This is a genomic window from Bernardetia sp. (assembly GCF_020630935.1).
In the GTDB taxonomy this organism is placed as follows: domain Bacteria; phylum Bacteroidota; class Bacteroidia; order Cytophagales; family Bernardetiaceae; genus Bernardetia.
On sequence record NZ_JAHDIG010000068.1, the window covers coordinates 1 to 25,336 of the forward strand.

Sequence of the window (25,336 nt, forward strand, 5' to 3'; positions counted from 1 at the left end):
CTCAATTATGGCTTTTTTTTAAACTTTTTCAAAATCTTTTGTCAGAGGACTGAGATAAATTCTACAAGAAAAATCTATATAATCAACCATTTTAGTTGTTCTTAACGTGAGCTTGGTACTAAAAATACACTTTTTATTTGTTTCAAATCCTAATTGAGGTCAGACTGATAGGTTATACCAATAATAAAAATACATTGTAATACACTGAAAATCAAAGAATACAATGCAAGTTTTACTATTTTTACAGTGGTGTTTTTGTTGGTATCACTTCATTAGAAAATCAACAAAGGTGTAGAATCTTATATTAATGAAAATATAATTGAAGCAAATGTAAAATGGACAAACATTTCTAAAAAATTTTAGAAATAATGAAAAACAACTCATGCGAACACTAGAAAAGAAATTAACAGCAACAATAATAATAAAATTAATCATTCCCACCTCTTCCAACTATTTTCATAATACTGAATCAAGATTTGATTGTCTAGTCGGTTTACTTTCACAGAATCTCCTTTTCCGTTTCCATCAATATCAATTCCTTCAAACATATCTCTATCAAAAACAAAGAGTTTAGGCAAAACTTCTGGAGCTAGATAACGCATTTCTAAATTTCGTTTCTCCATTTTTCTAGTGAGTTCTGTATAGATTTTATCTAGTTGTTTTGGATTTGGCAAACCTACGGCAATGCTATCATTTTGATTGAATTTTGGATTATTGATTCCCATATTGAAGCCCCACATTCCAAAGGCTGGAACATACACATTGAGGGGCAGCGCAGAAGGAAAAGCCTCTTGCATCGTTTTCTGAATACACCAAAACGGCTTAGGCGCAAAATAAGGCGATGTAGATTGCGAAATAAGAACGCCGTCTTTTGAAAGGATTTTTCTTGCCAAACGATAAAATTCTAACGAATATAATTTTCCTAGAGAAGCCTCATGTGGGTCTGGCAAATCTACAATAATGAGAGAATACTGCTTTTCAGATTCTTCTACAAACTTAAACGCATCCACATTATGAATCTTGACTTTCGGATTAGAAAGTGAATTTTGATTGACTTCTCTAAAAATACGATTGTGTTTGGCAAGATTGGTAATCGCTTTATCCAAATCTACTAAATCTATACTTTGAATCTCATCGTACTTTAAAAGCTCACGCACAGCCAAGCCATCACCTCCTCCCAAAATCAAGACATTTTCTAAGTGTCCTGTCATTAGAGCTGGCACGTGTACCATCGTTTCGTGATAACGGTATTCGTCTAAGGTAGAAAACTGGAGATTTCCATTGATAAAAAGCTGCGTGTTTTTTTTGTATTTCGTTACTACAATACGCTGATAAGGTGTTTGGTCAGAATAAATAATTTCATCTTGATACATTAGTTGCTCAAAAAAATCACTTATCTGAAACGAATAAATAAAACCAACAAGCAAACACGCCATAGAAATAGCAGCAAAAGCGAGTTTGGCAGCAGCTTGTTTGAGCTGTTCTCTGAAAATCCACGCATTAAAAATGGCAATCAGAAGGTTTATTATTCCAATGAAAAAAGCTGTTCGCATCAATCCTAGAAAGGGCAAAAGAATCAGAGGAAAAGCCACAGAAGCCACCAAAGAACCTAAATAATCAAATGCCAAAACGTTGGAAATAGTATCTTTAAGATTGTCGTGTTGCTTCAAAATACGTGTTACAATAGGAATTTCTAATCCAACAAAAGCTCCTAAAAAAACAATAATAACAAGCGCAACAGCATAATAATTATCTAAAACGGTATAACTAAAATACAAAATCAGTGTAGAGCAGCCACCCACAAGCCCCAAAATGGTTTCAATCACGACAAACCAATCCAATAAATTACGGTACACATATCTACTCAAAAATGAGCCTAATCCCATAGCAGAAAGAAAAAGTCCTATCGTAATCGAAAAGTGAAGAATACTACTTCCTAAAAAATAGGTGGAGATACTGCTTATCAGAAGTTCGTAGAGAATACCACAAACGGCAATAATAAAAATAGAAGTGAGAAGAATAGGAACTTGTGCGAGTTCTTTCTTGTTACTTGGTGTTGTAGGAGAAGTAAATGTATTTGTATTTTCCACTAAGTGTAATTAATTAAAAATTATCAATTATGAAACGGATGTTCAGCGTAGCTAACCGAAAGCTCGGCGCAGCCAATTACGAATGAGATAATAACCTAACTGTCTATTGATTATCTGTATATAAATCAAACTGGTTTTCTATGCCTTTGCGACACGAAAATACGATTTATTCTTATATTTTAATTATTCAGAAAACCCAAACTTTGAATTTCAAAATTATTTCATAAATACTAATCCAAACATAAATGACAAACAAACTGCTCTTATCTGATAAAATTCATTTCAAAAATAGTTCGTAAATTTAGGACAAAGTTTATTGATACAGGAAATTAAAAAATTGAATAAATTTAGGAAAATAGTTAGAGTACTGGACATGATATAAAAAGTTGTTGGTGTCGCTACACTAAAACACCAACGAACGGTATTTTTTCCCTGTTCTGTGGCTCACAGAACAGCAAATATCTATCGATGTCCAGTACTCTAGAAAACAGTCCATTTATAACAAAATCATCTACTTTCTATACATATAAAATGACAAATCAGACTATACTCGCCCCCAATACAAATAAGATAAAGAAAGAAATACATACATTACGCTCAAAAATAGCAGACGAACGTGGCTATTACGGACAGTTTGGAGGAGCATACATTCCAGAAATGTTGTATCCAAACATAGAGGAAATACAAAAAGCATACTCTGAACTACAAACAGACGAAGAGTTTAAGAAAGAATTTCAAAATTTATTGAGGGATTATGTAGGCAGACCTACACCACTTTATTTAGCCAAAAGACTTTCTGAAAAATATGGAGCAAAAGTATATCTAAAACGTGAAGACCTCAACCACACAGGCGCACACAAGGTAAACAACACGGTCGGACAAGTTTTACTCGCTAAAAAATTAGGTAAAAATAAAATTGTAGCTGAAACAGGTGCAGGACAACATGGCGTAGCCACAGCCACAGTTTGCGCTCTGATGGGAATGGAATGTATCGTTTTTATGGGAGAAATAGACATTGAAAGACAGCAACCCAACGTAGCCAGAATGAAAATGCTTGGTGCAGAGGTTCGCCCTGCTACTTCTGGAAGCAAAACCTTGAAAGATGCAACGAATGAAGCCATGCGCTATTGGATAAACAACCCAGTAGATACGCATTATATTATCGGTTCTGTTGTAGGACCTCATCCTTATCCAGAAATGGTAGCTTGGTTTCAGTCTGTGATTAGTGAAGAAATGAGAAATCAGCTTTTAGAAAAAGAAAACACACCTAACCCAGATTATGTGATTGCTTGTGTAGGAGGAGGAAGCAACGCAGCAGGAGCATTTTATCATTACATTGATGAAAAAGATGTTCAACTCATCGGAGCAGAAGCAGCAGGCTTAGGAATTTCTAGTGGAGAAACAGCAGCAACGATTGCCTGTGGAACATTAGGAGTTCTGCACGGAAGCAAAACTCTCTTGATGCAAACTGAAGACGGACAAGTAATTGAACCTTATTCTATTTCAGCAGGACTAGACTACCCTGGAATTGGGGCTTTACACGCCTATTTGGCAGATAGCAAGAGAGCTAAATTCTATTCTATCACAGATGAAGAGGCAATGAATGCAGGAAAAGAACTGGCTCGTTTGGAAGGAATTATCCCAGCGATTGAGTCGGCTCACGCTTTAGCTGTTTTGAATAATTTAAAAGCAGATGACAAAAATTTTGATAAGAAAATTGTCATTATCAATCTTTCAGGCAGAGGAGATAAAGATTTAAGCACTTATACAAAGTATTTGGATAAATAAATCAATGAACAATTTAAAATTGACAATGGACAATTATGTAATTCGTTTTTTAGACTAAATAATTTTCCATTGTCCATTCACTCAGCTATGTTCAAACAAAAACTCTCGTTACAAGAATACCTATCTCTCGGCTATCTCTATTTAGTGATTTTGGGAATTATTAGTGAAGTTATTTACTTCAAAATTTTAGGTGTAGATATTTTAAACTATGCCTCCATTTCTGATATTCTTTTAAGTCCGTTAGGTATCATGGCTAGTAAGCCTATATTATTTATTATCTTTTTCGTAATAATTAGTGCAGCCTTTATCTTTGTAGCCTTTGTAATACCCAAACTGCATCAACAGTTTAGAGATAAAAAATGGTATAACAAAATTAATGATGTTGAAAAGTCTGATGAGGCTCATAAAAAAATCAGAAAGGAAGGAGCAATTCCTTTTATATTATTTATGATTTTGTCTATGTTTTTAGGAATGGGAATAGGAAGAGGAGATACGGTAAAGAAACGCTTACAAACCAACAACTTTGAGCCAGATTGTAGAATTGTTTTATCTGATGGCATTTCAAAAGATATTTACGTAATTGGGCAAAATAGCATGTATTTATTTTACGTTGAAAAAGGACAACAAGAAATTACTATTTCTGCTATCAATCCGAATATAAAATCCATTACCAATATGCCTAAACCCTAAACTTACTCTTGAGCATTATATAATTTTTTAGCACTTTCCACCTGTTCTTTTTCTGTGGTTTCTGGGTAGAGCATATAACTTGGAGCAATTATTTTCTTCGCTTTTTCTACTCTGATTTTGATGATATTGGCAAAAGGATATTTTCCTTTTGTCATTTTCAAGAGAGGCTGTACTAATACTTCAAACTCACTATCCGATTTCCTAACAATTCGTGCATTTCCTTTGAGTTGAAAGCCTTTCTGAACAAAAACATCAATAAAACTCACACAAACCTTTGAGTTTTTCATAATATTATGCACACTTTTGGGAGAGGCAATATTGGCAATAATGATAAATTCCTCGTCATAAAATGTAAAGACTTCTTTTGGGGAAACATTAGGCATATTTTCCTCATCTGAGGTAGCGAGCCAACACAACACACTTTTTTCTATGTATTTTTTGATTTCTTGAGTAAGCATTAAATAAATGAACAATTTAAAATTGAAAATTATTTTTTGGTTTACGACTTTTACATACTAAAACTGTTACCAAATCTCATTTTGACAAAAACGTATTTCATTGTTAGGGAAAAGGCATGCCTTTTCCTTACAAATGCTTACCATTCTCAATTTCGGCAAGTATTCCGTCCCAAAGGTCAATTCTTTTTTGAAGAGCTAGTTTACTAATCGTAATTGCTTCGTTCCACTTGGTTTCATTGTCTCCACAAAGTTCCTTTATCATCTGAATTGCCATGTGAGAGTGGTGGTCGCCATCTAGCTCAATATGTCTATCAAAATAGTAAATCAGTTTCTTTATACTTTCAGCATTCTCAGCGTTTTCATTTTTCATATCTCTCAAAATAGAAGTAAACATATCTGGAATAAGGTCTTCCCTTCCAAATGTAAAAACAGTAGCTATTTTATGAGCTTGTTTGGTTTCGATAACATCAAAAGAAAAAGAAACAAATTCTTTGATAGAAGAAGCAATATCAATTTGAGAAAGAGCCGTTCTGACACTTTTCCATTCTCTAAGAAGTTTAATTAAATAATTTATCTTCAAAATATCTGCCTCACAGTCTTTCATGGCTTCAATATAGAGTTCGAAATGACTTTTTGCATTTCCATCCTCGTCTTGGTCGGTTTCTTCTGCCAATACAATTTCATTAATTAGACGACGAGTAAGAGGATTTCCCTTTGGCACCCAAGGCACTTGTACACACGTAAGTTCATTTTGTAGGGCTTTCAAAAGCGACATAAAATCCCATACAGCAAATACATGATGCTCCAAAAAAATCTTTAAATCATCTATCGAACTTATATTTTTATATACTTTATGTGTAATGAGTTGTTGGCGTAGAGGTTCAATTTCATCTCTTAGCTTTTGAATGTATTGATTTTGCTTTTCTTCTAGCTTTTGGTTTTCTGTTTTTGTCATTTTATTTTCTTGTCAGCAATGTAAAAATGTGTAGTTATAAAAATAAACTAAGCAAAGATAGGATTTCATTTTTCAAGATAATCAATTAATTTGCTAACTTCTACTTTTGGACAGATGTTTGATTTTTATATCAAACACTGGACTTTATTTTTGTGTAAGGCAAGCCTTACACCTACATGAATTTTATACCATATTATGAAATTACAACTACGTTATTTACTCGTTTTTGCCTTTCTATGCTTTTTTTCTGTATCCTTTGCACAGCGAAAGAAGGAAATTCCTCAAACTACACGCCTTTTATTTGTCTTAGATGCTAGTGGAAGTATGAACTCTGCTTGGGAGGGTGACACCAGAATAAATATTGCTCGTCAGATTTTATCTGATATGATAGATTCGATTGCCAATGTGCCTTATGTGGAGGTAGCGATGCGTGTATATGGACACCAATATAATTTCAAACAAAAAAATTGTCAAGATTCGAAACTAGAGGTTGCTTTTGGTTCACGAAATAACAATCAAATCCGAACTATGCTAGACGGATTGCAACCCAAAGGAACAACTCCGATTGCCTACTCCTTAGAACAAGCAACGAAAGACTTCCCCAATGATGGAAAAGACACAAGGAATGTAATCGTGATGATAACCGACGGCATAGAAGCCTGTGATGGCGACCCTTGCGCCATTTCAAGAGGTTTACAACAAAAAGGTATATTTTTAAAACCTTTTATTGTCGGAATGGGCATAGAACCCAAATATGCAAAAGGTTTTGAATGTATGGGACGTTTTTTCAATGCCAAATCATCAAGACAATTTAAAGGCTTTTTGCAAGAAGTTGTCAAACAAACTTTGGGAAAAACTACTGTTACTGTTGAGCTTTTAGATGAGAGAAACCAGCCAAGAGAAGCCAATGTTCACATGGCATTTATAGACCAAGCTACTGATAAAGCTCGTTACAATATTGTACATTTTAGAGATAAAGGAGGCAAAACGGATGAATTAGATATTGATGCTATTCCTACGTATGATTTGATTGTTTATACTACGCCACCTGTCTTGAAAAAAAATGTAGAAATTATTGGAGGCAGACACAACGTAATTAAAGTTGCTACTCCACAAGGACAATTAAATATTGTTCAGAATGGCTCTTTAGATTATTCTACAGGACACAGTGCCATTGTTCAAAAACAAGGAAACCATGAAATTTTAGTCAATCAGCAAGTCAATGAACCTCATAATTATCTGATTGGAAATTATAGGGTAGAAGTCTTGACACGCCCTACTACTGTTTTTGAGAATGTTAGAGTAAATCAAGGAAAAACCACTACTTTAAATGTAAAACGTCCGGGGGTTGTTACTATCTTAAATAAGCTTTCAGGCTATGGAAGTATTTATGTAGTAAAGTCAGATGGAAGTGAAGATTGGGTTATGAACTTACCAGAAAAGGGTATTCCACGTACTAATTTTGCCCTCCAACCAGGGCGTTATCGTTTTGTCTTTCGCTCTTCAGAAGCAAATGACAGTTCGTATTCGAAAAGTGTCTTTTTTAATTTGAGTGAAGGAGGAGCATTTACTTTGGATATTTTAAGGTTATAGCTTTATAGAGTACTGGACATTAATAGATATTTGCTGTTTTGTGAATCACAGAACAGGGAAAAAACACTGCTTGTTGATGTTTTAGTGTAGCGACACCAACAACTTTTTCTTTCATGTCCAGTACTCTAATAGCTTTATTCTCTTTCAAAAACAACTTAAATAAATATATTAACACTTTCACAAATTTATTCATCAACAAAATATTGTTTTACTTCTTTATAGAATAAAGTTTATAAACCCTATGTTATCAATAAAACACACCTTTAACCAAATAAAATTTGGTTAGCTTTTGCTTTTGTGAAAGTCCTAATATATATTTGGGTGGTTTTATTTTTTTGCTTTCAAGAAGAATAATCTGCATTTAAATAAAAACAATTATGCTACAAATGATTATCTTGTAGATATTCAATTACTTCACTTTTATAGCTCATTCGTTTCGTCATGAAAAAATGGCTCTTCTTGCTATTTTATGGCTTTTTATTGTCTTCTTTTACCCTCGCACAAGTAGATGAAGAGTGGGAAAAGAATGAATTAATATTCCTATCCTCCAAAGAAGATATGAGTGCCTACAATGAAATGATGAGCTTGATTAGTACATCGGAAGAGCAAAAAAATAAAAATAGAATTTCTTCTTTAAGAGAAAAAATAAAAGATACTACTGCAATAGAAATAAAAATTCGTTTTCATTGGCTAGAGGGACATTTTTTAGAACACATAGAAAAACGAGGACTTGCCTTAGAGAAAAACCTTAGAGCCTATAAGCTATCAAAAGAAAACAATTTGCTTCAAGAACGTGCCTTCTCTGCTAAAAATTTAGCTACCAACTACATTCGTTTGGGTTTAGAAGAACAAGCCATTATTTATGCGCTAGATGCCTCACAAATTTTCACAAAAATAAATGATAAACAAAATAAAGCGAGTCTGCTCTATACTATCGGAGACATTTATTTTCAAGTGGAAAACTATCGTCAAGCCATTAATTACTATGATTACGGATACGATTATGCTGTAAAAAACAGTTTTTTGTGGGAACAACGTTACACAGCCAACAACTTAGGAGTAGCTTATAGAGAACTTGGTTCATTAGACTCATCTCTCTACCATTATAGGATTGCTCAACAGCTCGCTACACAGATGAAAGACAGCATTGCAATTGCACTTGTAGCAGGTAATATTGGAGAGATTCTCTATAAAAAGAAAGACTACGAACAAGCTATCTACCTTTTAGAACAAGATATTCGTTTGAGTACAAAACATGGCAACCTTGGAAGTGCTGCTAATGCATTCGTTTTGTTAGGGCGTATTTATAGAGAAAGAAATGATTTGCTTAGAGCATCTATTTATTTAGATAGTGCTTATAAGATTGCTACTCAAAAGAAAATGATAAGAACTATGGCTTCAGTATATGAAGAGCAAGCCAAGTTACTGGTAGAAAAAGATAGTTTTGAAACAGCTTTATATTTAGAGAGAAAAGCAAAATCTATTCGGGATTCTCTAACACACCGTGAGGTAGCCATAAATTTGGCTGCCATACAAAATGCTTTTGAGAATGGACAAGCCGTAGCGCAAGTCAGCATTTTAGAAAAAGAAAATGAAAATAAACAAATCATTATTTTTGCTATTACCATTGGATTTATCATCGCTATTTTATTACTAACTGTACTGATTTATCAGAATCAACAAAAAAGACAACTCAACAAAAAACTAAGTGAAAAAAATAAAGAAACAGCAGAACAAAACGAACGATTAAAAGACAAAAAAGAAAAAATCGCACAGCTTAATAAAAGACTCAATAAAAAAGTAGAACAGCGAACAAAAGAACTAGAAGAAAGTGTAGAAAACTTAGCAGAAGTACAGAATGAGCTAGATAGTTTTATGTACAGAGCTTCGCATGACTTACGTGCGCCTTTGGTTCGCTTAGAAGGACTGAATAATCTCTTAAAAATGAGTCTAAGCCAATTAGAAAATAGTGAGAATTTACAGTTAAGTTATGAAGTCTTTACCTACCTTGACTTATTCGAATCTACACTCAAGCAAATGGACACTATGCTTAGAAGGCTTATGCAATTACACGATTTGATTGAAGAAGAATTATTTTTTTCAGAAATAGATAGTGTTCAATTATTTATTGAAGAAGTCAAAACAGCAGCGTATGACTATGTTCCTAATGGAATTTCCATACATACAACAATAGAAATCCATGCTTCATTTATCACAGATGTAAAATGGCTTCGTTTGATTGTAATTAATTTACTCCGAAACTCTCTTCTGTATCATACTATGAATGAGCAGCCAAAAATAGACTTATTTATAAAAGTAGAGAACGAAAAAATCTTAATAGAAGTAACTGATAATGGAGAAGGTATTGCAACTGAACTAATGGGTGCAATTTTCAATATGTTTGTACGCTCATCAGAACGCTCTATTGGGAATGGACTAGGACTTTATCTTGTAAAAAAGGCTGTAAATAAACTTGGAGGAAGAGTTTTCTGTAATTCTACTCCTTTTGAAAAAACAACTTTTTCTGTTTATATTCCAAACCAAAAAGAAGCAAGTAAGGGGAAAATGAGAGAAAATGATACAAATGAAATGTTTGTTTTTGCATAAAAAACAAATAAGGACAAGGAAAGCCTTGTCCCTACAAATTGAAAAATACTAATCAACGTGAGCTCGGGATTTTATTCATTGATTATCAATAAGTTATGACATGTATCGGTACTGACCTATCGGTCTGACCTTGATTAAGTTAGGTCAGCCTCGTCAGAGCAGACCGAAAACCATACTAATCTGTTTTAAACAAATAAAAACCTTATTTTTAATCCCGAGTTCACGTTAATCATTAAACTCTACGAACTCATCTGTTTTTTCGTGCCACGGCAAACCATATTTATTCAAATCTTCTAAAAATGGGTCTGGATTAAATTCTTCTACATTATAAACTCCTGCTTTCATCCATTTTTCTTCCAACATCATCTTTGCACCAATCATGGCAGGAACTCCTGTGGTATAAGAAACGGCTTGCGCTCCAACTTCTTCATACGTTTTGGCGTGGTCGCAGTTGTTGTAGATAAAGAAATAATGAGGTTTTCCATCTTTTTTACCTCTGATATGGCAACCTATAGAAGTTTGTCCTTCATAATTTTCTCCTAAAGAAGAAGGTTCTGGCAAAACAGCTTTCAAAAACTGGAGAGGAACAATTTTTTGTCCTTGATATTCCACTTCATCAATTCTTGTCATGCCTACATTTTCCAAAACTCTCAAATGGGTAATGTACTCATCTGAGAAAGTCATCCAAAACCTAGCTCTTTTCAGAGAAGGAAAGTTTTTAGTCAGAGATTCAAGTTCTTCGTGATAAAGCAAAAATGATTTTTTAGGCCCTACCTCTGGATAGTTTATCATTCTATTGACTTCCAATGGCTCAGTTTCTTTCCAGTCTCCATTTTGCCAATATTTTCCACGTTGGGTAATTTCACGAATATTGATTTCTGGATTAAAATTAGTGGCAAATGCCTTTCCGTGATTTCCTGCATTACAATCTACAATGTCCAAGAATTCCATTCCATCTTTATCAAAATGATGTTTGGCTGCGTGTGCTGTAAAAACACCAGTAACTCCGGGGTCAAAGCCACACCCTAAAAGTGCCATAATACCAGCCTCTTCAAAGCGTTTTTTGTATGCCCATTGCCAGCTGTATTCAAACTTTGCTTCATCTTTTGGTTCGTAGTTGGCTGTATCTAAGTAGTGTGTTTTAGTCTCCAAACAAGCATCCATAATTGGTAAATCTTGATAGGGTAGAGCTACATTGATAACCAGTTTTGGCTCAAACTTTTTGATAAGAGCTACCAATTCTTCTACACTGTCAGCATCTACTTTGGCTGTCTGTATGGTTCTTCCTGTAAGTTCTTTTACTTCTTCTGCTGCTGCCTCTACTTTTGGAAGTGTACGACTAGCAAGCATTATTTCCGAAAAAACATCTGGCAACATTGCACATTTTTTGACAACTACATTGCCAACGCCACCAGCTCCAATAATTAATACCTTACTCATAATTACATTTGTGTTTTTGAAAGTGAATGAACCCTTACAGATTCTGTTTAAAAAATATTACTCAAATATATCAAAAAATAAATTTAGAATTTGATGGGATAGTAAAGTTAATTTTTGTGTAAAAAGCCGATTTCAAAACAAGAAAAACAAACTTTTTATGTTTATTTTTAGTAAATTTAGGTAAAAAAAATCTAAGATAAAGACATCTTAAAGTATTGGATATGGGATAAAAAATTGTTGGTGTCGCTACGCTAAAACAACCACAAACGATATTTTTTCCTTGTTGTCTAACTCATAGAACAGCAAATATTTATTAATGTGCAGTATTCTAAATCCATGTATTACTTCGACCTTTTTTTCAGAAAAACAAGCTAAACAAAACTAAAATGTTTATTATTAATCTAACTTATAAAACTGAATTAGAGAAAATTGACCAGTTTCTAAACGCTCACATTGATTTTTTGAATGAGCAATATAAATTAGGGCATTTCCTTGCTTCAGGACGGAAAATTCCAAGAACAGGAGGCATAATTCTATCAAATTTAGCATCTAAATCTGAGTTAGAAAAAGTTATTGAAGAAGACCCTTTTAAGAAAAACCAGTTAGCAGATTATGAATTGATTGAGTTTGTACCAAGCAAAACTTGTGATGAATTGCAATTCTTGATAGAATAAAAAAAGCAAATCATGGAGAGTATATAAAAATCAAATTTCTAAAAATGTAGAAAATATATTTTTCATTACAACACAAAGCCAAGCTACAACGTATTAGTTAATACAGAACAACTATTTCCCAAATAAGAGATTGATTAGATTATGAATACCCACCTACTACATGCAGAAAAACACGATAAATTTTTAGCTCAAGCACGTATTGACCCCATTACAGGAGATACTTTAGAAGCTGGTGATAAGATTGTAATTTGTGCCGAATGTAAATCTGCTTTTCATTCAGATAGTTGGGATTATTTGGGTAGGAGGCATTGTAACCAAACTCGTACTTTACCAGCCATTCCTCAAGCGACTTCGTTGGGACATTTCAAAAAACGCTCGGCAGAGTATTACAGCAGAGTAAACTCAAACTTTAAAATCCATGAAAATGTAGCTAGAGTAGTCAGTGCAGGACACCGTTTGGGAGGTTTGTTGATAGATTTAGCCATGATTTGGATTATCCAGTATATGCTTCCTTTTTCACTTGCCCCACTACTTTGGACATATTTCTTGCTAAGAGATTTCAAATATAAAGGACGTTCATTAAGTTTGGGAAAAAATCTGATGAACTTTGAAGTAGTAGAGCAAAGAGATGAAAATGATTTGGCTTGGTGGCAATCTGTTTTGAGAAATGCTCCTATCGGCATTCCAAAATTAGCAGGTGTTTTTGGCTCGTATGCCTACCATTTGAGTTATAGTTTTGGAAGTTCTTTCAGAGTAGCTGATAACTTATTAACTTCTATCTTTACTATTATACTGATTATAGATATTATTCTTCTCTTTGGAAACAACAAGCGTATTATGGACAGAGCAATGGACTTACAAAGTGTTTTCAGAACTAGGGAAATTCCGAATAATTAGAAAATTATATTTTAACACAGAAAAAAATCCATTCTTTACAAAATGTAGAGAATGGATTTTTTTAAACCGTAAACGAGGTTTTGAACCGTCGTTTAGGATATTTTACCTGTCTTTTATAAAATCAGAAATAATAACTTTACTAGAATTGTAAGCCAAATCTGATTTTTGAGTTTGTTCAACTTTTATAACTTTTGGAGCTATTTTTTCTAATTCTGCGTGTCCTCCATCTTTAATACTGATTTGAGGAGCAATCACAAGAGAAACAATAGACATTAGTTTTATCAAAATATTCATTGATGGTCCCGACGTATCTTTAAAAGGGTCACCTACTGTATCTCCAGTAACAGCAGCTTTATGAGGTTCAGAACCTTTGTAGTACATTTTTCCATCAATCTCTACGCCTTTTTCAAATGATTTTTTAGCGTTATCCCACGCACCACCTGCATTGGATTGAAACATTGCCATCAAAACACCTGAAGCTGTAACACCTGCTAAAAGTCCTCCTAAAATTTCGGCAGAACTCACATTTTCAAAAACGCCTTTAAAACCAAAACCAATAATGATAGGAACAACAATCGCAATCGCACCTGGTAGCATCATCTCACGAATAGCAGCTTTTGTAGAAATTTGCACACAACGGTCGTAGTCTGGTGTTGCTGTGCCTTCCATAATTCCTTTTATTTCTTTAAACTGACGGCGCACTTCGTGTACCATCTCCATGGCAGCCTTACCCACAGCCGAAATAGCAAAAGCAGAAAACACAAATGGAATCATAGCACCAATCAAGAGAGCAGCTAAAACAGGAGCTTTGTAAAGGTCAATCGTACTAATTCCAGAAAGCCCCACAAAGGCAGCAAAAAGAGCAAGCGACGTAAGGGCAGCCGAAGCAATAGCAAAACCTTTTCCTACGGCAGCCGTCGTATTTCCTGCTGCATCTAAAATATCTGTACGCTCACGCACTTCTGGTGGAAGATGGCTCATTTCTGCAATACCTCCAGCATTATCAGCAATAGGACCAAAAGCATCTACGGCAAGTTGCATTCCTGTTGTTGCCATCATTCCTGCTGCTGCCATCGCTACACCATAAAAACCAGCTACGGCATACGCTCCTACGATACCTCCAGCCAAAACAATCGTTGGAACAGTTGTAGAGTGCATTCCGACTGCCAAACCAGCGATAATATTTGTTGCTCCACCCGTTGAAGATTGTTTGATGATAGAATTTACAGGACGCTTGCCCATAGAACAATAATACTCCGTAATTAGAGACATCAAAGCTCCTACAACAAGTCCGATAGTAATTGCCCAAAACACATCAATAGATTCAAAACTATATCCTCTAAAGCGTAATGTTTGAGGTAGAAGCCATTTTACTAAGAAAAAAGAAGCTACTACGGTAAGAAGAATTGAAGCCCAGTTTCCAATATTGAGAGCCATCTGTACGTTTCCACCTTCTTTCACACGAACAAAAGCAGCTCCAACGATAGAAAAAATTGCTCCCAAACCAGCAACTATCATAGGTAAAAGAATGGGTGAAAGTCCATTAAAATCATCAAGTACTTTGATTTCTCTACCCAAAATCATAGCTGCCAAAATTGTCGCTACATACGAACCAAAAAGGTCTGCTCCCATTCCTGCCACATCTCCTACATTATCACCTACGTTGTCTGCAATTGTAGCAGGATTACGAGGGTCATCCTCTGGGATTCCTGCTTCTACTTTTCCTACAAGGTCTGCCCCTACATCAGCAGCTTTTGTATAAATTCCTCCTCCTACACGAGCAAAGAGAGCAATACTTTCAGCCCCCAAAGAAAATCCTGTCAAAACTTCTAAGGCAATTTCCATTTCTCTACCATTGACTGATGCGCCAGTACTTTTTACAAAATAGAAGTAGAACACAATGAAAAGCGCACCTACTCCCAAAATAGCTAAGCCAGCTACTCCCATTCCCATTACTGCACCACCAGCAAAGGAAACATTCAAGGCTTTTGCTAGACTTGTTTTGGCAGCTTCTGCCGTTCTGACGTTCGCCTTTGTAGCGATTCGCATTCCAATAAAACCAGCTAATGCAGAAAAAACAGCACCAATAATAAAAGAAACTACGATAAGAGGATGAGAATTATCATTGACAGAGCCGAGAAAAAATAAGCCCAAGCAGGCAATTACAACAAAACCAGCCAAGACTTTGTATTCGGCTTTCAAAAATGACATCGCTCCTTCTGCAATATAGCGAGCAATCGTACTCATTGTCTCGTCGCCAGTAGGTTGTTTGCTTACCCACGAGGAGCGCACAGCAGTATAAATAAGTGCAAGTACTCCAAAAAGTGGCACTAAATAAATGATATTTTCCATAGGAAAAGTATAGGGATTAAATTTATAAATTGAGTTTGTGTATTAACACATCTAAAATTCTAATTTTTTATGAGAAATCAAATAAAAATTTGGTTTTTTATTAAAAAACAAAAAACTCTTCTTGCAATTAACAAAAAGAGTTTCTGTAAAATTAAATATAATGTGTTTTATGCAAGGGCTTATTCCTCTATCATATCGTTTAGGTTTTGCCTATAAAAAAATGGTAGTGTAGTAAAATTTTGTTTATCAAAAAACTGTATCGTTCAATACAAAAACTCAATTTCTTTATTTTCAAAATAACTTATTTTTCCATTTTGCCCTGCTATTTCTAAAGCAAGTTTTCCCTCTGAACTAATTCCCAAAATTTGTCCAGTAATTTTTTGATTTTTGATTTTGTCTTTATAATAATGCCATTCTTGATAACGAAAAAGATGTGAGAGATAATCAGCTTTCAAAATATCTTTTTTTTCTGCTCGTAATTGTAAATAGCGTCTTTCTATAAAAAAAAGAAGCTCTGCCAAGATTTCTTCTTTGCTCCAGTTTTTTCCTGTGATTTCTTTTAAAGAAATGGCTCTATGTTCTTTGTCATTTCTTTCAAAAATCTGATTGATATTGATGCCAATACCTACAATGCTTTGATGAATAGATTGAGAATTGATTTGGTTTTCTATCAAAATACCACCTATTTTTCTATCTTGATATTCATTGTCTATTTTATGATTGATAAAAATATCATTTGTCCATTTTATCTGAAAAGTATCAGCAATTTCTGCAAAATCGTCTTTTAAAAGTTCTTCTAACGCATCACGAACTCCCAAAGCAATAGCTATCGTAATCCAAAACGATTCTTTTGGAGACAAAAAAGTAGGTTGAAGCAACACAGAAAAGGTAAGATTCTGATTTTTTTCAGCTGCCCAAGAGTTTCCACGCTGCCCTTTGCCTTTTGTTTGCTCATTTGTCCAAAGGAGTGTTCCCTCAAAAGGTTGTTTGTTATCTTGTTTGAGTTGAGAAGCATAAGAAGCCAAACTCTCATTAGTGGACTGACAGCTTGGCAGATAAATCTGATTCTGTCCTATGAAAAGTCCCTTTGTATGAATTTTGTAATTGCTCATTTACTTATTTTACTTTAGAATATGTTATCTTTGTAGATAAATTTTTGATTAAAAAAATAGAATTTCTATTTCTTTTAAGCAACATTTGGAACAAAACGCTTCGTTAGTTTGTAAGTGTGTTTGAAATCAAAATCTACTATACAAGTCAAAGTTATGAAAGCTCATTACTTTCCTCTAATTTTTGATAAAAAACTTTAAATCTAAACTATGACTCAAAAACAGTCGGTTACTTCACAGATGCTTTCTCAAGCTATTGTGGCTGGTCTTCAAGACCGAAAAGGAAAATCAATTACACTTCTTGATTTGCGTGATGTAAAAAATTCTATTGCAGATTATTTTATTATCTGTACAGGAACTTCTGATACACACGTGGATGCACTCAAAGACTCTGTAGAAAAAGAAACCTACAAGACCTACAAACAAGACCCTTGGCACGTAGAAGGGCGAGAAAATCGTCAGTGGGTACTGATGGATTACGTAGATGTAGTAGTACATATTTTCCAAGCAGAAAAGAGAGACCGTTTTGGTTTAGAAGAACTATGGGGAGATGCAAAAATTACTCAAATTCCAGATTTGGATTAATATTGTATTTCATTTCGCATTAAACCTTCTAACAGTGTGTTCTTTTTCTAAAAAACTTATACATAAACATTTGTTTTTTTGAAATAATAGCTTTTTGCTTAAATCAATTAGAAACAATAGAACATACTTTCAGTTTAATAACTGAATATTTTAGATGCATAATTAAAACGTCAGAATAAATATAAAGCAGATTTATCAATCTCATAAATCTTAAATTTATAATACTTATATACTTTTTTATAAATGGAAAAAGACAGTAAAGGAACGAAGGCGACAAAAGATAATAAAAACGCCAAAAATCCGATTCGGAACAACATTCCTAAAGGAACAGGAGGAAATTATCAAATTTGGCTCTCTGGTTTATTGATTGCACTTATTTTAGGAGCTTGGTATCTTAACCAAAGCACAGCCGTCAAAACATACAAAGAAGATTTTGAGAAGATGGCTTTGGCTGGTGAAGTAAAGGCTGTAAAAGTAGTCGTAGGAGCTACAAACTCTGTGGAGGTTACACTTACAGAAGAAGCTCTCAAAAAAGAAAAATATGTTGCCGAACTCAAGAAAAAGAATCCTTTTGGGGCAATTATTGAAAAGCCACCTCATTATTTTTTCAATATTGGTTCAATAGAAAACTTTGAGAAGGATTTTGATAACATCCAGTCAAAACTTGCTGCTGATAAAAAAATCAAGTATGATGTAGGACAAAGTACAGATTTCAGTGGCGTAATTTTTACTTGGGGATTCTTAATTCTGATTTTGGTAGCTTTTTGGTTTTTGATGCGTCGTATGACTGGTGGAGGTGCTGGTGGACAGATATTCAATATTGGAAAAGCAAAAGTATCCTTATTTGATACAGAAAATAAAGTAAAAATTACTTTCGAAGATGTAGCTGGGCTAGACGAAGCCAAGCAAGAAGTAGAAGAAGTTGTAGATTTTCTTCGCCAACCCACAAAATACACAGAATTAGGCGGGAAAATTCCTAAAGGTGTTTTGCTTGTAGGCCCTCCTGGTACTGGTAAAACATTGCTTGCAAAAGCTGTTGCTGGTGAGGCAGGTGTTCCATTTTTCTCACTTTCAGGTTCTGATTTTGTTGAAATGTTTGTAGGTGTGGGAGCTGCTCGTGTAAGAGATTTGTTTAAGCAAGCTAAAGAAAAAGCACCTTGTATTATCTTTATTGATGAGATTGATGCTATTGGTCGTTCTCGTGGAGGTGGAAGGCAGCCAGGCGCAAACGATGAGCGTGAAAACACACTTAACTCACTTTTGGTAGAAATGGATGGTTTCTCTACTGATGCAGGTGTCATCATTTTGGGAGCTACCAACCGTCCAGATGTTTTGGATAGTGCTTTGATGCGTCCAGGGCGTTTCGACAGACAAATCAGTATCGATAAGCCAGATATCAAAGGAAGAGAAGCTATTTTTAGCGTACACTTAGAGCCTTTGAAAACTGCTCCAGAAATTGATGCAAAAAAATTAGCAGCTCAAACCCCAGGTTTTGCAGGTGCAGAAATTGCTAATGTTTGTAATGAAGCTGCCTTGATTGCTGCTCGTGAAAACAAGAAAGAAATTGAGATGGTGGACTTTGAAAGTGCCATTGACAGAGTTATTGGAGGATTAGAGAAGAAAAATAAAATTATTTCTCCAGAAGAAAAGAAAATCGTAGCATATCACGAAGCAGGACACGCTGTAGCTGGTTGGTTCTTAGAACACGCCGATCCATTGGTAAAAGTTTCTATTGTTCCTCGTGGAATTGCAGCCTTGGGGTATGCTCAATACTTGCCAAAAGAGCAGTTCTTATATACTACAGAACAACTGACCGATGAAATGTGTATGGCTTTGGGTGGACGTGCAGCCGAAGATATTATCTTTGGTAAAATCTCAACAGGTGCATTGTCTGACCTTGAAAGAATTACCAAGATGGCATATAGTATGGTTTCTATGTATGGAATGAATCCAAAAATAGGTAATATTTCGTTCTACGACCCACAGCGTTCAGATTTTTCTGGAAATCCATATTCTGATGCGACAGCTCAAATTATTGATGAAGAAGTAAAAGAAATGGTAGAAAGAGCCTATACTTTTACAAAAGATTTGCTCACAGAAAAGAGAAATGAGCTAGAAATTATTGCTAAAGAACTTTTGGAAAAAGAAGTATTATTCCAAAACGATTTGGAAAAACTGATTGGTAAGCGTCCGTTTGATAAGCCTACCAATTATCAGCGACATACTAATAATGACGATATTTTAGAAGGTAATTTAGACCCTTTGAAATAGACACCACAGATTAGAATTAAATTTATTGTAGGGACAGTTATACAAACTGTCCCTATTTTTTGCTCAATACTATTTTCTTTACAATACTCTGTTTGTTATTTTTTGCTCAGATTTGACTATTTTGTAATCAAATCTAAGATTTATTGTAAAACAAACAACTTACGAGTATAAAGGCTATTTATGAATAATTTTTTTCTTTGTGTATTCTGTTTTTTTTTCCTAAATATTTTAAATAGTATTGCTCAACAGACTATCACTATCAATACAGTAGATGATTTATTTTTGATAGGAAAAGATATAGTTTTCTTGGAAGATACTACCAGTAGTCTATCTATTGAAGATATTTTACAACCTAAATATCAGAATAAATTTCAGAAAAATGATAAAAATGTATTCTCACGTTCGGTTTCTAGCTCTGCATTTTGGTTTAAGATTCGTGTAGCTAATTTTAGTGAAGAAGACCTTTGGTTTTCAACAGGTAATATTGCTTGTTCATATATAGATTTTTATCCCCCAGATAGTTTAGGAAACTATTCTACAGTTCACAAAACGGGAAATCTTAGACCTAAAAGTACTAGACTTTATGACGTAAAAAATGCTTTTTGGCTACCTTTAAACGAATCTAAAGAAAGTCAGACACAAACGTATTATGTCAGAATTAAACAATCATTCCCTATTTTTTTACCCCTTGAAGTGGGTACGATTCGCTCTTTAAATGCAAGAAATGATATCAATCAAGCCATTACATTTGTTTTTTATGGCGTAATCTTGATAATGACTCTCTACAATCTATTTTTATTTTTTTCTATTAGAGATAAGGTTTATTTGATTTATGTAGGTTTTCTTATTACAGATGGTTGGGCTTCTAGTTATGATTATTCACTCTTTGAAATTTTTTCAAGTGGAGAGACTATATTTTTTCATCAAAACTATATTATCTTGGCTCTTCCTTCCATTATTTTTTTAGTGTGGTTCAACTTAGAGTATTTGCGTTTGAAACAAAATGCGAAGTATGTACGCTTCGTGCTTATTAGCCTACTAATAACTGCTGCTACTGTATTATTGCTTTCATATTTAGGATTTTTAGATAATACATTTGCCTTAAACATTGCCCAAATTCTTACTCTGCTTATTTATATTTTGGCGTGGGGAGTAGCTATTTATCTATTGATAGTCAAGAAAATGCAAGAGGCTTTTTATTATGTTTTGGGTTGGGTTTTTCAAGTGATAGCAACAGTTATGTTAGTTTTGGTAATGAATGGAGTAGTTACATTTAGCGTTTACTTGCAACACAGTTCTTATTACGGAATTATTATGGAAGTTTGGTTTTTTTCGTTGGCTTTAGGAACTAGATTTAATATTCTTAAAAAAGAAAAAGAACTAGCTCAAGAAGAAAATCTAAAACTTGTAAAAGAACAAAATACCTTGTTAGAATACAAAGTAGAACAAAGAACGCAAGAAGTACAAGCAAAAGAAGCTAAAATCCGAAAACTCTATGAAGATTTGAGTGATAGTATTCATTATGCCCAACGCATACAAAAAGCAATTTTGCCTACCCAAGAAAAGTTTAATGAATTGCTTTCTAGAAGTTTTGTATTTTTCAAACCTCGTGATGTAGTTTCGGGTGATTTTTATTTTTTAGAAAAAATAGAAGGCAAAATTATTTTAGCTGCTATAGACTGTACAGGACACGGCGTACCAGGGGCTTTTATGTCTTTGATTGGAAATGATTTGCTTACAGAAGTTATCATCAATAAAAAAATAACCGAACCACATCATATTCTACAAAAGCTACATATAGGTATTCGTTCTTTACTCAAACAACAAGAAACCAATAACCGAGATGGAATGGATATGGCTTTAGTAGTGATAGATATTGAAAATAAATGGCTAGAATTTGCAGGGGCAAATAATCCGTTAGTATATATTCAAAATAATGAGCTTGAAGTTATCAAAGGAGATAAAATGCCTATTGGTGGCGATAATAGTAGAAGAGCAAAGTCATTCACAAAACATAGAGTTTCCTTAGAAAACGAGACTGTACTTTATCTTTTTTCAGATGGCATTCAAGACCAATTTGGTGGAGAGAAAAATAAGAAGTTTAGCCCAAAACGCTTGAGAAATTTATTACTAGAACACCATCAAAAGCCAATGGATGAGCAACAAGCAATTCTAAGACAAACCATAGAAAGTTGGCAACAAGAAGGCAAAGAAAAACAAATAGATGACATGCTGTTGGTAGGAGTAAAAGTATAGAAAAATTGACTTTGTTTCTATCTTGATACTTTTTTGTTAAGAGCTTGTTTTAAAAACACAATATTCATTCTTACCATTCTTCTTGTTTTCTCCAAGTTGCTCCATATTCATTAACCAAAACATTATCAAAGTAATCAGCTCTTTCTAGTAGGTTTCTAACTAAATCTATGGCAGTTTGAAGTTTGAGATATTGTCCAAAAATAGAAAAAGATAAAATTATGTCTTGTCCATTTACGCTAAAACGAAGTCCTTTTAAGGAATGATTTTGTTTTAAAAGAAAAGTATAAGTATCTCCAATGTTCTTTTTAGGCAAGTTGCAAAGCAAAGCATCGCCAAAAATATATCCACTCTCTGGGTTATAAGAAAGATGAATGGTTGCACTTCCTTCTACCATTTCCCAACGATTTGCACCAGCACGAGCAAGGCTTGCATTTTTTCCTAGTTGTGTAATCAGTTCTTCTATCAAATGAGCGATTCCAACAGGTTCATAAATTTCGTTTGTAAAATCAATAATCTTCGAACCACACGAAGGACAATATGAATTTTGAATTTCTGGAATCAAGATAACATTCGTACAAGAGCCACAACGAACAGCTTTTTCTCTTCCAAACTCTTCAAAATCAGCTAGAGTTTCCTCTAAATAATTGGAAGGCAAAGCAAATCCTAAATCATTTCCCTCTCTGTGAATAAACGTATTGACACCAATCACTCTGCCCGAATTATCCACCAAAGGTCCTCCACTATTCCCTGGATTAATGGCTGCATCTACTTGAATATAATTTATTCCGTTATGCAGTCGTTTTGCCTTTGAAATAATTCCTTGTGTAGTCGTATATTTCAAACCATAAGGATGTCCGATAGCTACGATTTGCTCTCCATCTCTGATTACTTCTTTCGAATAATCCACATTTGGCATACTGTCTTCTTTCTCTGAAATAGGCGCAACCAAAAAAGCCAAATCCAGACGAGGGTCTATAAAACAAACTTCTGAAAGCTGTTTAGGAATATTTTTTCCACTGATGGCTACTTCCGAACAGCCTTCTATGACATGGTAGTTGGTTACAATAATATCGTGTTTACGAAGGTAAAAACCTGTTCCCGAACCTTTTGGTGTAGCAATCTGGATGACTACTTCTTTATAAATCTCTATGGTCTGATACATATATTTCCTATGATACTGATTTGGCAGTTTAAGTTACTCAAAAATAACGTTCTTTTTTATACTTGTTTTATAAATGCCTTATAAATTTGTAGAAGCAATAAGATAAATCAGTAAAATTTACTTTGTCAAAAGTCTTTTTCTAGCTAAATTACAGTTATGAAACACTATACAAAAAAAATATTTCTTTTCTCTTTCTTAGTAACTATTCTTTTATCTATCGGTGGCTGTGTGAGTTGGTGGCAAGATTGGAATGCTCCAAAAACGATGCTCCAAAAGCGAAAATTGATAGAATCTAGCTTGGTTTTGCTACACAATAACAATAATTACATTCCTCTACAACGTCTCTCTAAAGACAGAAAAGTAGTAGTTCATCTTTCAGAAAAATCATTTGATATTTTTAACCAAACTATCAATCTGTATGCAGATTTCAAAACTTTCCATATTCCTCCTTCAAAAGATTCTTTAGAACTTGTTGCTGACTTTGAATCATTAGAGAACTTTGAAGAATATATCTTTTTAGTGGAAAAAAGTAAAAAGACGGATTCTGTTTCTTCATTTTTAATGAAAAGAATCAGTAGTCTCAATACTTCAAAATCAGTTTCAATAGTGGTTTTTGAAAACAAAAGTTTCATAGAAAAACATCAAAAGCAGCTTTTAAAAACAAATGCACTTCTTTTCTGTCCTGTCTATAATTCTCTTTCAGAAGAGCTTTCAGCACAGCTTCTTTGTGGAGGAATAGGAGCAAGGGGAACGTTAGAAGAAGAAATACTGCCAAACTTTGAAGAAGGCGCAGGGATTTTTACGCAAAAAAATAGATTAAAATACACTATTCCAGAAGAAGTGGGTGTAAAATCACAAGATTTACAACTTATAGATACGCTTGTTTTGGAAGCTATGAGAGCAAAAGCGACACCTAGCGCACAGGTTTTGGTAGCCGTCAAGGGAAATGTAATTTATCAAAAAGCCTTTGGATTTCATACTTATGATTCGGTTCGAAAGGCTGAAAAAGATGATATTTATGATTTAGCTTCTGTTACCAAAATTTTGGCTTCTACAGCTGCTTATATGTCTGTTTATGATAAAAGTCGTCTGCCCTTAGACTCTACACTGTCTCATTTTTTGCCTTATTTTGCAGGAACAGACAAAGATACTTTAGTTTTGAAGGATATTCTGACTCACCAAGCCAAACTATATCCCTTTATAGACTTTGGAAGACAAGAGACACGTAATCATAAAGTTTTTCCACAAGATATTTTTAGAGACAAAAAAGAAAAAGGCTTCGAAACGGAGCTTTCAGAAAACTTGTTTGTTAAGACGGATTATTATAAGGAAAATATGCTCCCTACTATTGCTAAATCAAAACTTCTTTCTGAAAAAGGGTACAAGTATAGCGACTTGGGATTTGTCTTGACTCCAGAAATTATAGAAAACCTAACAGAAAAAGAATTTAGCAGTTTTGTTCAAGATAATTTTTATACGCCACTTTCTGCACCTACACTCACTTTCAATCCGTTAGAAAAATTTTCAAGAACTAGAATTGTTCCAACAGAATATGATTCTACATATAGAAAAACACTCGTTTGGGGAAGAGTTCACGACGAAGCTGCTGCTATGCGTGGTGGCGTTTCAGGACATGCAGGGCTTTTTGGAAATGCCAATGATGTTGCAAAAATTTTACAGATGTTTCTCAATGGAGGAACGTATGGAGAAACAACTTTTTTCAAGCCTACTACAATAGCAGAGTTTACCAAGTGTCAGTTTTGTGAGGAGGGAAACCGAAGAGGATTAGGATTCGACAAGCCTCTTTTAGAATGGAATATGAATGGAAACACAGCAAAAGATGCTTCTGCGCTTAGTTACGGACATTTTGGCTTTACAGGAACAATGGTTTGGATAGACCCAGCAAATGAAATGATTTTCATTTTTCTTTCTAATAGAGTGTATCCGACAAGGGAAAGCAAAATGCTGATGCAACTCAACACACGCACCAGAATCCAACAAGTGATTTATGATGCAATGAAGTAAAAGTAACTATATATTATTATGAAAGACAATTTTTCAGATAACTCTCAAAATTATGCTATCTATCGTCCTTCTTATCCTAAAGAAGTTTTTGAAATTATTTATTCACATATAGAAGGAAAAAAAATAGCTTGGGACTGTGCTACAGGAAACGGACAAGTAGCCAATATTTTAGCACAAGATTTTGAAAAAGTCTATGCCACAGATATTAGCCAAAATCAACTTAAAAATGCTGTCCAAAAAGAAAATATTGTCTATTCAGTAGAGCAAGCTGAAAAATCATCTTTCGAAGACAATTCCTTTGATTTGATTACAGTAGCACAAGCTATACACTTATCTTGTCCCATATTTTTTCGGATTAGCTAGTTTATAGCCTTGTATCATTAC

At 34.1% G+C, this 25,336-nt stretch carries 18 protein-coding genes; 11 read left to right on the plus strand and 7 right to left on the minus strand.

Features of this window, described 5'->3' with window-relative positions:
* Positions 1–431: 431 nt before the first annotated feature.
* Positions 432–2,090, minus strand: coding sequence for a polyamine aminopropyltransferase (locus QZ659_RS16425; protein ID WP_291727438.1), 1,659 nt, complete (start codon positions 2,088–2,090; stop codon positions 432–434).
* A 531-nt stretch (positions 2,091–2,621) separates the two neighbouring features.
* On the opposite strand from QZ659_RS16425, the gene trpB reads away from it, so the two are divergent.
* Both trpB and QZ659_RS16435 read left to right on the plus strand, forming a co-directional pair.
* Positions 2,622–3,878: a tryptophan synthase subunit beta gene (trpB, locus tag QZ659_RS16430; protein ID WP_412728044.1), complete on the plus strand. Its 1,257-nt coding sequence runs from the start codon at positions 2,622–2,624 to the stop codon at positions 3,876–3,878.
* An 87-nt stretch (positions 3,879–3,965) separates the two neighbouring features.
* Positions 3,966–4,568 carry a hypothetical protein gene (locus tag QZ659_RS16435; protein ID WP_291727442.1) on the plus strand — a complete coding sequence of 201 codons (603 nt, stop codon included), beginning with the start codon at positions 3,966–3,968 and terminating at the stop codon, positions 4,566–4,568.
* A gap of 2 nt (positions 4,569–4,570) precedes the next feature.
* On the opposite strand, the gene QZ659_RS16440 is transcribed toward QZ659_RS16435, so the two are convergent.
* Together QZ659_RS16440 and QZ659_RS16445 are read right to left on the minus strand one after the other, a co-directional pair.
* A complete protein-coding gene (locus tag QZ659_RS16440; protein ID WP_291727444.1) occupies positions 4,571–5,026 on the minus strand; it encodes a pyridoxamine 5'-phosphate oxidase family protein in 456 nt (151 codons plus the stop codon).
* Between the two features lie 127 nt (positions 5,027–5,153).
* Positions 5,154–5,981, minus strand: a complete 828-nt coding sequence (locus tag QZ659_RS16445) for a DUF3050 domain-containing protein (RefSeq protein WP_291727446.1) — start codon at positions 5,979–5,981, stop codon at positions 5,154–5,156.
* Positions 5,982–6,176: 195 nt separating this feature from the next.
* Between QZ659_RS16445 and QZ659_RS16450 the strand changes: the two genes are divergently transcribed.
* Complete coding sequence (locus QZ659_RS16450; protein WP_291727448.1) at positions 6,177–7,574, plus strand: vWA domain-containing protein; 1,398 nt, start codon at positions 6,177–6,179, stop codon at positions 7,572–7,574.
* Positions 7,575–8,015: 441 nt separating this feature from the next.
* The gene (locus tag QZ659_RS16455) at positions 8,016–10,181 is read left to right on the plus strand and encodes a tetratricopeptide repeat-containing sensor histidine kinase (RefSeq protein WP_291727450.1); all 2,166 of its coding nucleotides are present in this window, start codon (positions 8,016–8,018) and stop codon (positions 10,179–10,181) included.
* A 225-nt stretch (positions 10,182–10,406) separates the two neighbouring features.
* Here QZ659_RS16455 and QZ659_RS16460 read toward each other — a convergent pair whose 3' ends face one another.
* The gene (locus QZ659_RS16460; protein WP_291727452.1) at positions 10,407–11,621 is read right to left on the minus strand and encodes a saccharopine dehydrogenase family protein; all 1,215 of its coding nucleotides are present in this window, start codon (positions 11,619–11,621) and stop codon (positions 10,407–10,409) included.
* Between the two features lie 386 nt (positions 11,622–12,007).
* Between QZ659_RS16460 and QZ659_RS16465 the strand changes: the two genes are divergently transcribed.
* Together QZ659_RS16465 and QZ659_RS16470 are read left to right on the plus strand one after the other, a co-directional pair.
* Positions 12,008–12,295 (plus strand): YciI family protein, encoded by a 288-nt coding sequence (locus QZ659_RS16465; RefSeq protein WP_291727454.1) that lies wholly within the window; start codon positions 12,008–12,010, stop codon positions 12,293–12,295.
* Between the two features lie 141 nt (positions 12,296–12,436).
* A complete protein-coding gene (locus QZ659_RS16470) occupies positions 12,437–13,192 on the plus strand; it encodes an RDD family protein (protein WP_291727456.1) in 756 nt (251 codons plus the stop codon).
* A 102-nt stretch (positions 13,193–13,294) separates the two neighbouring features.
* Here the strand turns inward: QZ659_RS16470 and QZ659_RS16475 are convergent, their stop codons facing one another.
* Both QZ659_RS16475 and QZ659_RS16480 read right to left on the minus strand, forming a co-directional pair.
* The gene (locus tag QZ659_RS16475) at positions 13,295–15,544 is read right to left on the minus strand and encodes a sodium-translocating pyrophosphatase (protein ID WP_291727458.1); all 2,250 of its coding nucleotides are present in this window, start codon (positions 15,542–15,544) and stop codon (positions 13,295–13,297) included.
* A 263-nt stretch (positions 15,545–15,807) separates the two neighbouring features.
* Positions 15,808–16,656 (minus strand): biotin--[acetyl-CoA-carboxylase] ligase, encoded by an 849-nt coding sequence (locus tag QZ659_RS16480; protein ID WP_291727460.1) that lies wholly within the window; start codon positions 16,654–16,656, stop codon positions 15,808–15,810.
* A 207-nt stretch (positions 16,657–16,863) separates the two neighbouring features.
* Between QZ659_RS16480 and rsfS the strand changes: the two genes are divergently transcribed.
* The 3 genes from rsfS to QZ659_RS16495 all read left to right on the plus strand — a co-directional run bounded on the left by rsfS (position 16,864) and on the right by QZ659_RS16495 (position 21,765).
* A complete protein-coding gene (rsfS, locus tag QZ659_RS16485; protein ID WP_291727462.1) occupies positions 16,864–17,238 on the plus strand; it encodes a ribosome silencing factor in 375 nt (124 codons plus the stop codon).
* A gap of 243 nt (positions 17,239–17,481) precedes the next feature.
* A complete protein-coding gene (ftsH, locus tag QZ659_RS16490) occupies positions 17,482–19,509 on the plus strand; it encodes an ATP-dependent zinc metalloprotease FtsH (protein WP_291727464.1) in 2,028 nt (675 codons plus the stop codon).
* A 180-nt stretch (positions 19,510–19,689) separates the two neighbouring features.
* The gene (locus QZ659_RS16495) at positions 19,690–21,765 is read left to right on the plus strand and encodes a 7TM diverse intracellular signaling domain-containing protein (RefSeq protein ID WP_291727466.1); all 2,076 of its coding nucleotides are present in this window, start codon (positions 19,690–19,692) and stop codon (positions 21,763–21,765) included.
* A 70-nt stretch (positions 21,766–21,835) separates the two neighbouring features.
* On the opposite strand, the gene QZ659_RS16500 is transcribed toward QZ659_RS16495, so the two are convergent.
* Positions 21,836–22,927, minus strand: a complete 1,092-nt coding sequence (locus tag QZ659_RS16500; RefSeq protein ID WP_291727468.1) for a trypsin-like peptidase domain-containing protein — start codon at positions 22,925–22,927, stop codon at positions 21,836–21,838.
* A gap of 156 nt (positions 22,928–23,083) precedes the next feature.
* Here QZ659_RS16500 and QZ659_RS16505 point away from each other — a divergent pair, with 156 nt between their 5' ends.
* Positions 23,084–24,952 carry a serine hydrolase domain-containing protein gene (locus QZ659_RS16505; protein ID WP_291727470.1) on the plus strand — a complete coding sequence of 623 codons (1,869 nt, stop codon included), beginning with the start codon at positions 23,084–23,086 and terminating at the stop codon, positions 24,950–24,952.
* Between the two features lie 18 nt (positions 24,953–24,970).
* Positions 24,971–25,315 carry a class I SAM-dependent methyltransferase gene (locus QZ659_RS16510; protein ID WP_291727473.1) on the plus strand — a complete coding sequence of 115 codons (345 nt, stop codon included), beginning with the start codon at positions 24,971–24,973 and terminating at the stop codon, positions 25,313–25,315.
* Positions 25,316–25,336: the final 21 nt, after the last annotated feature.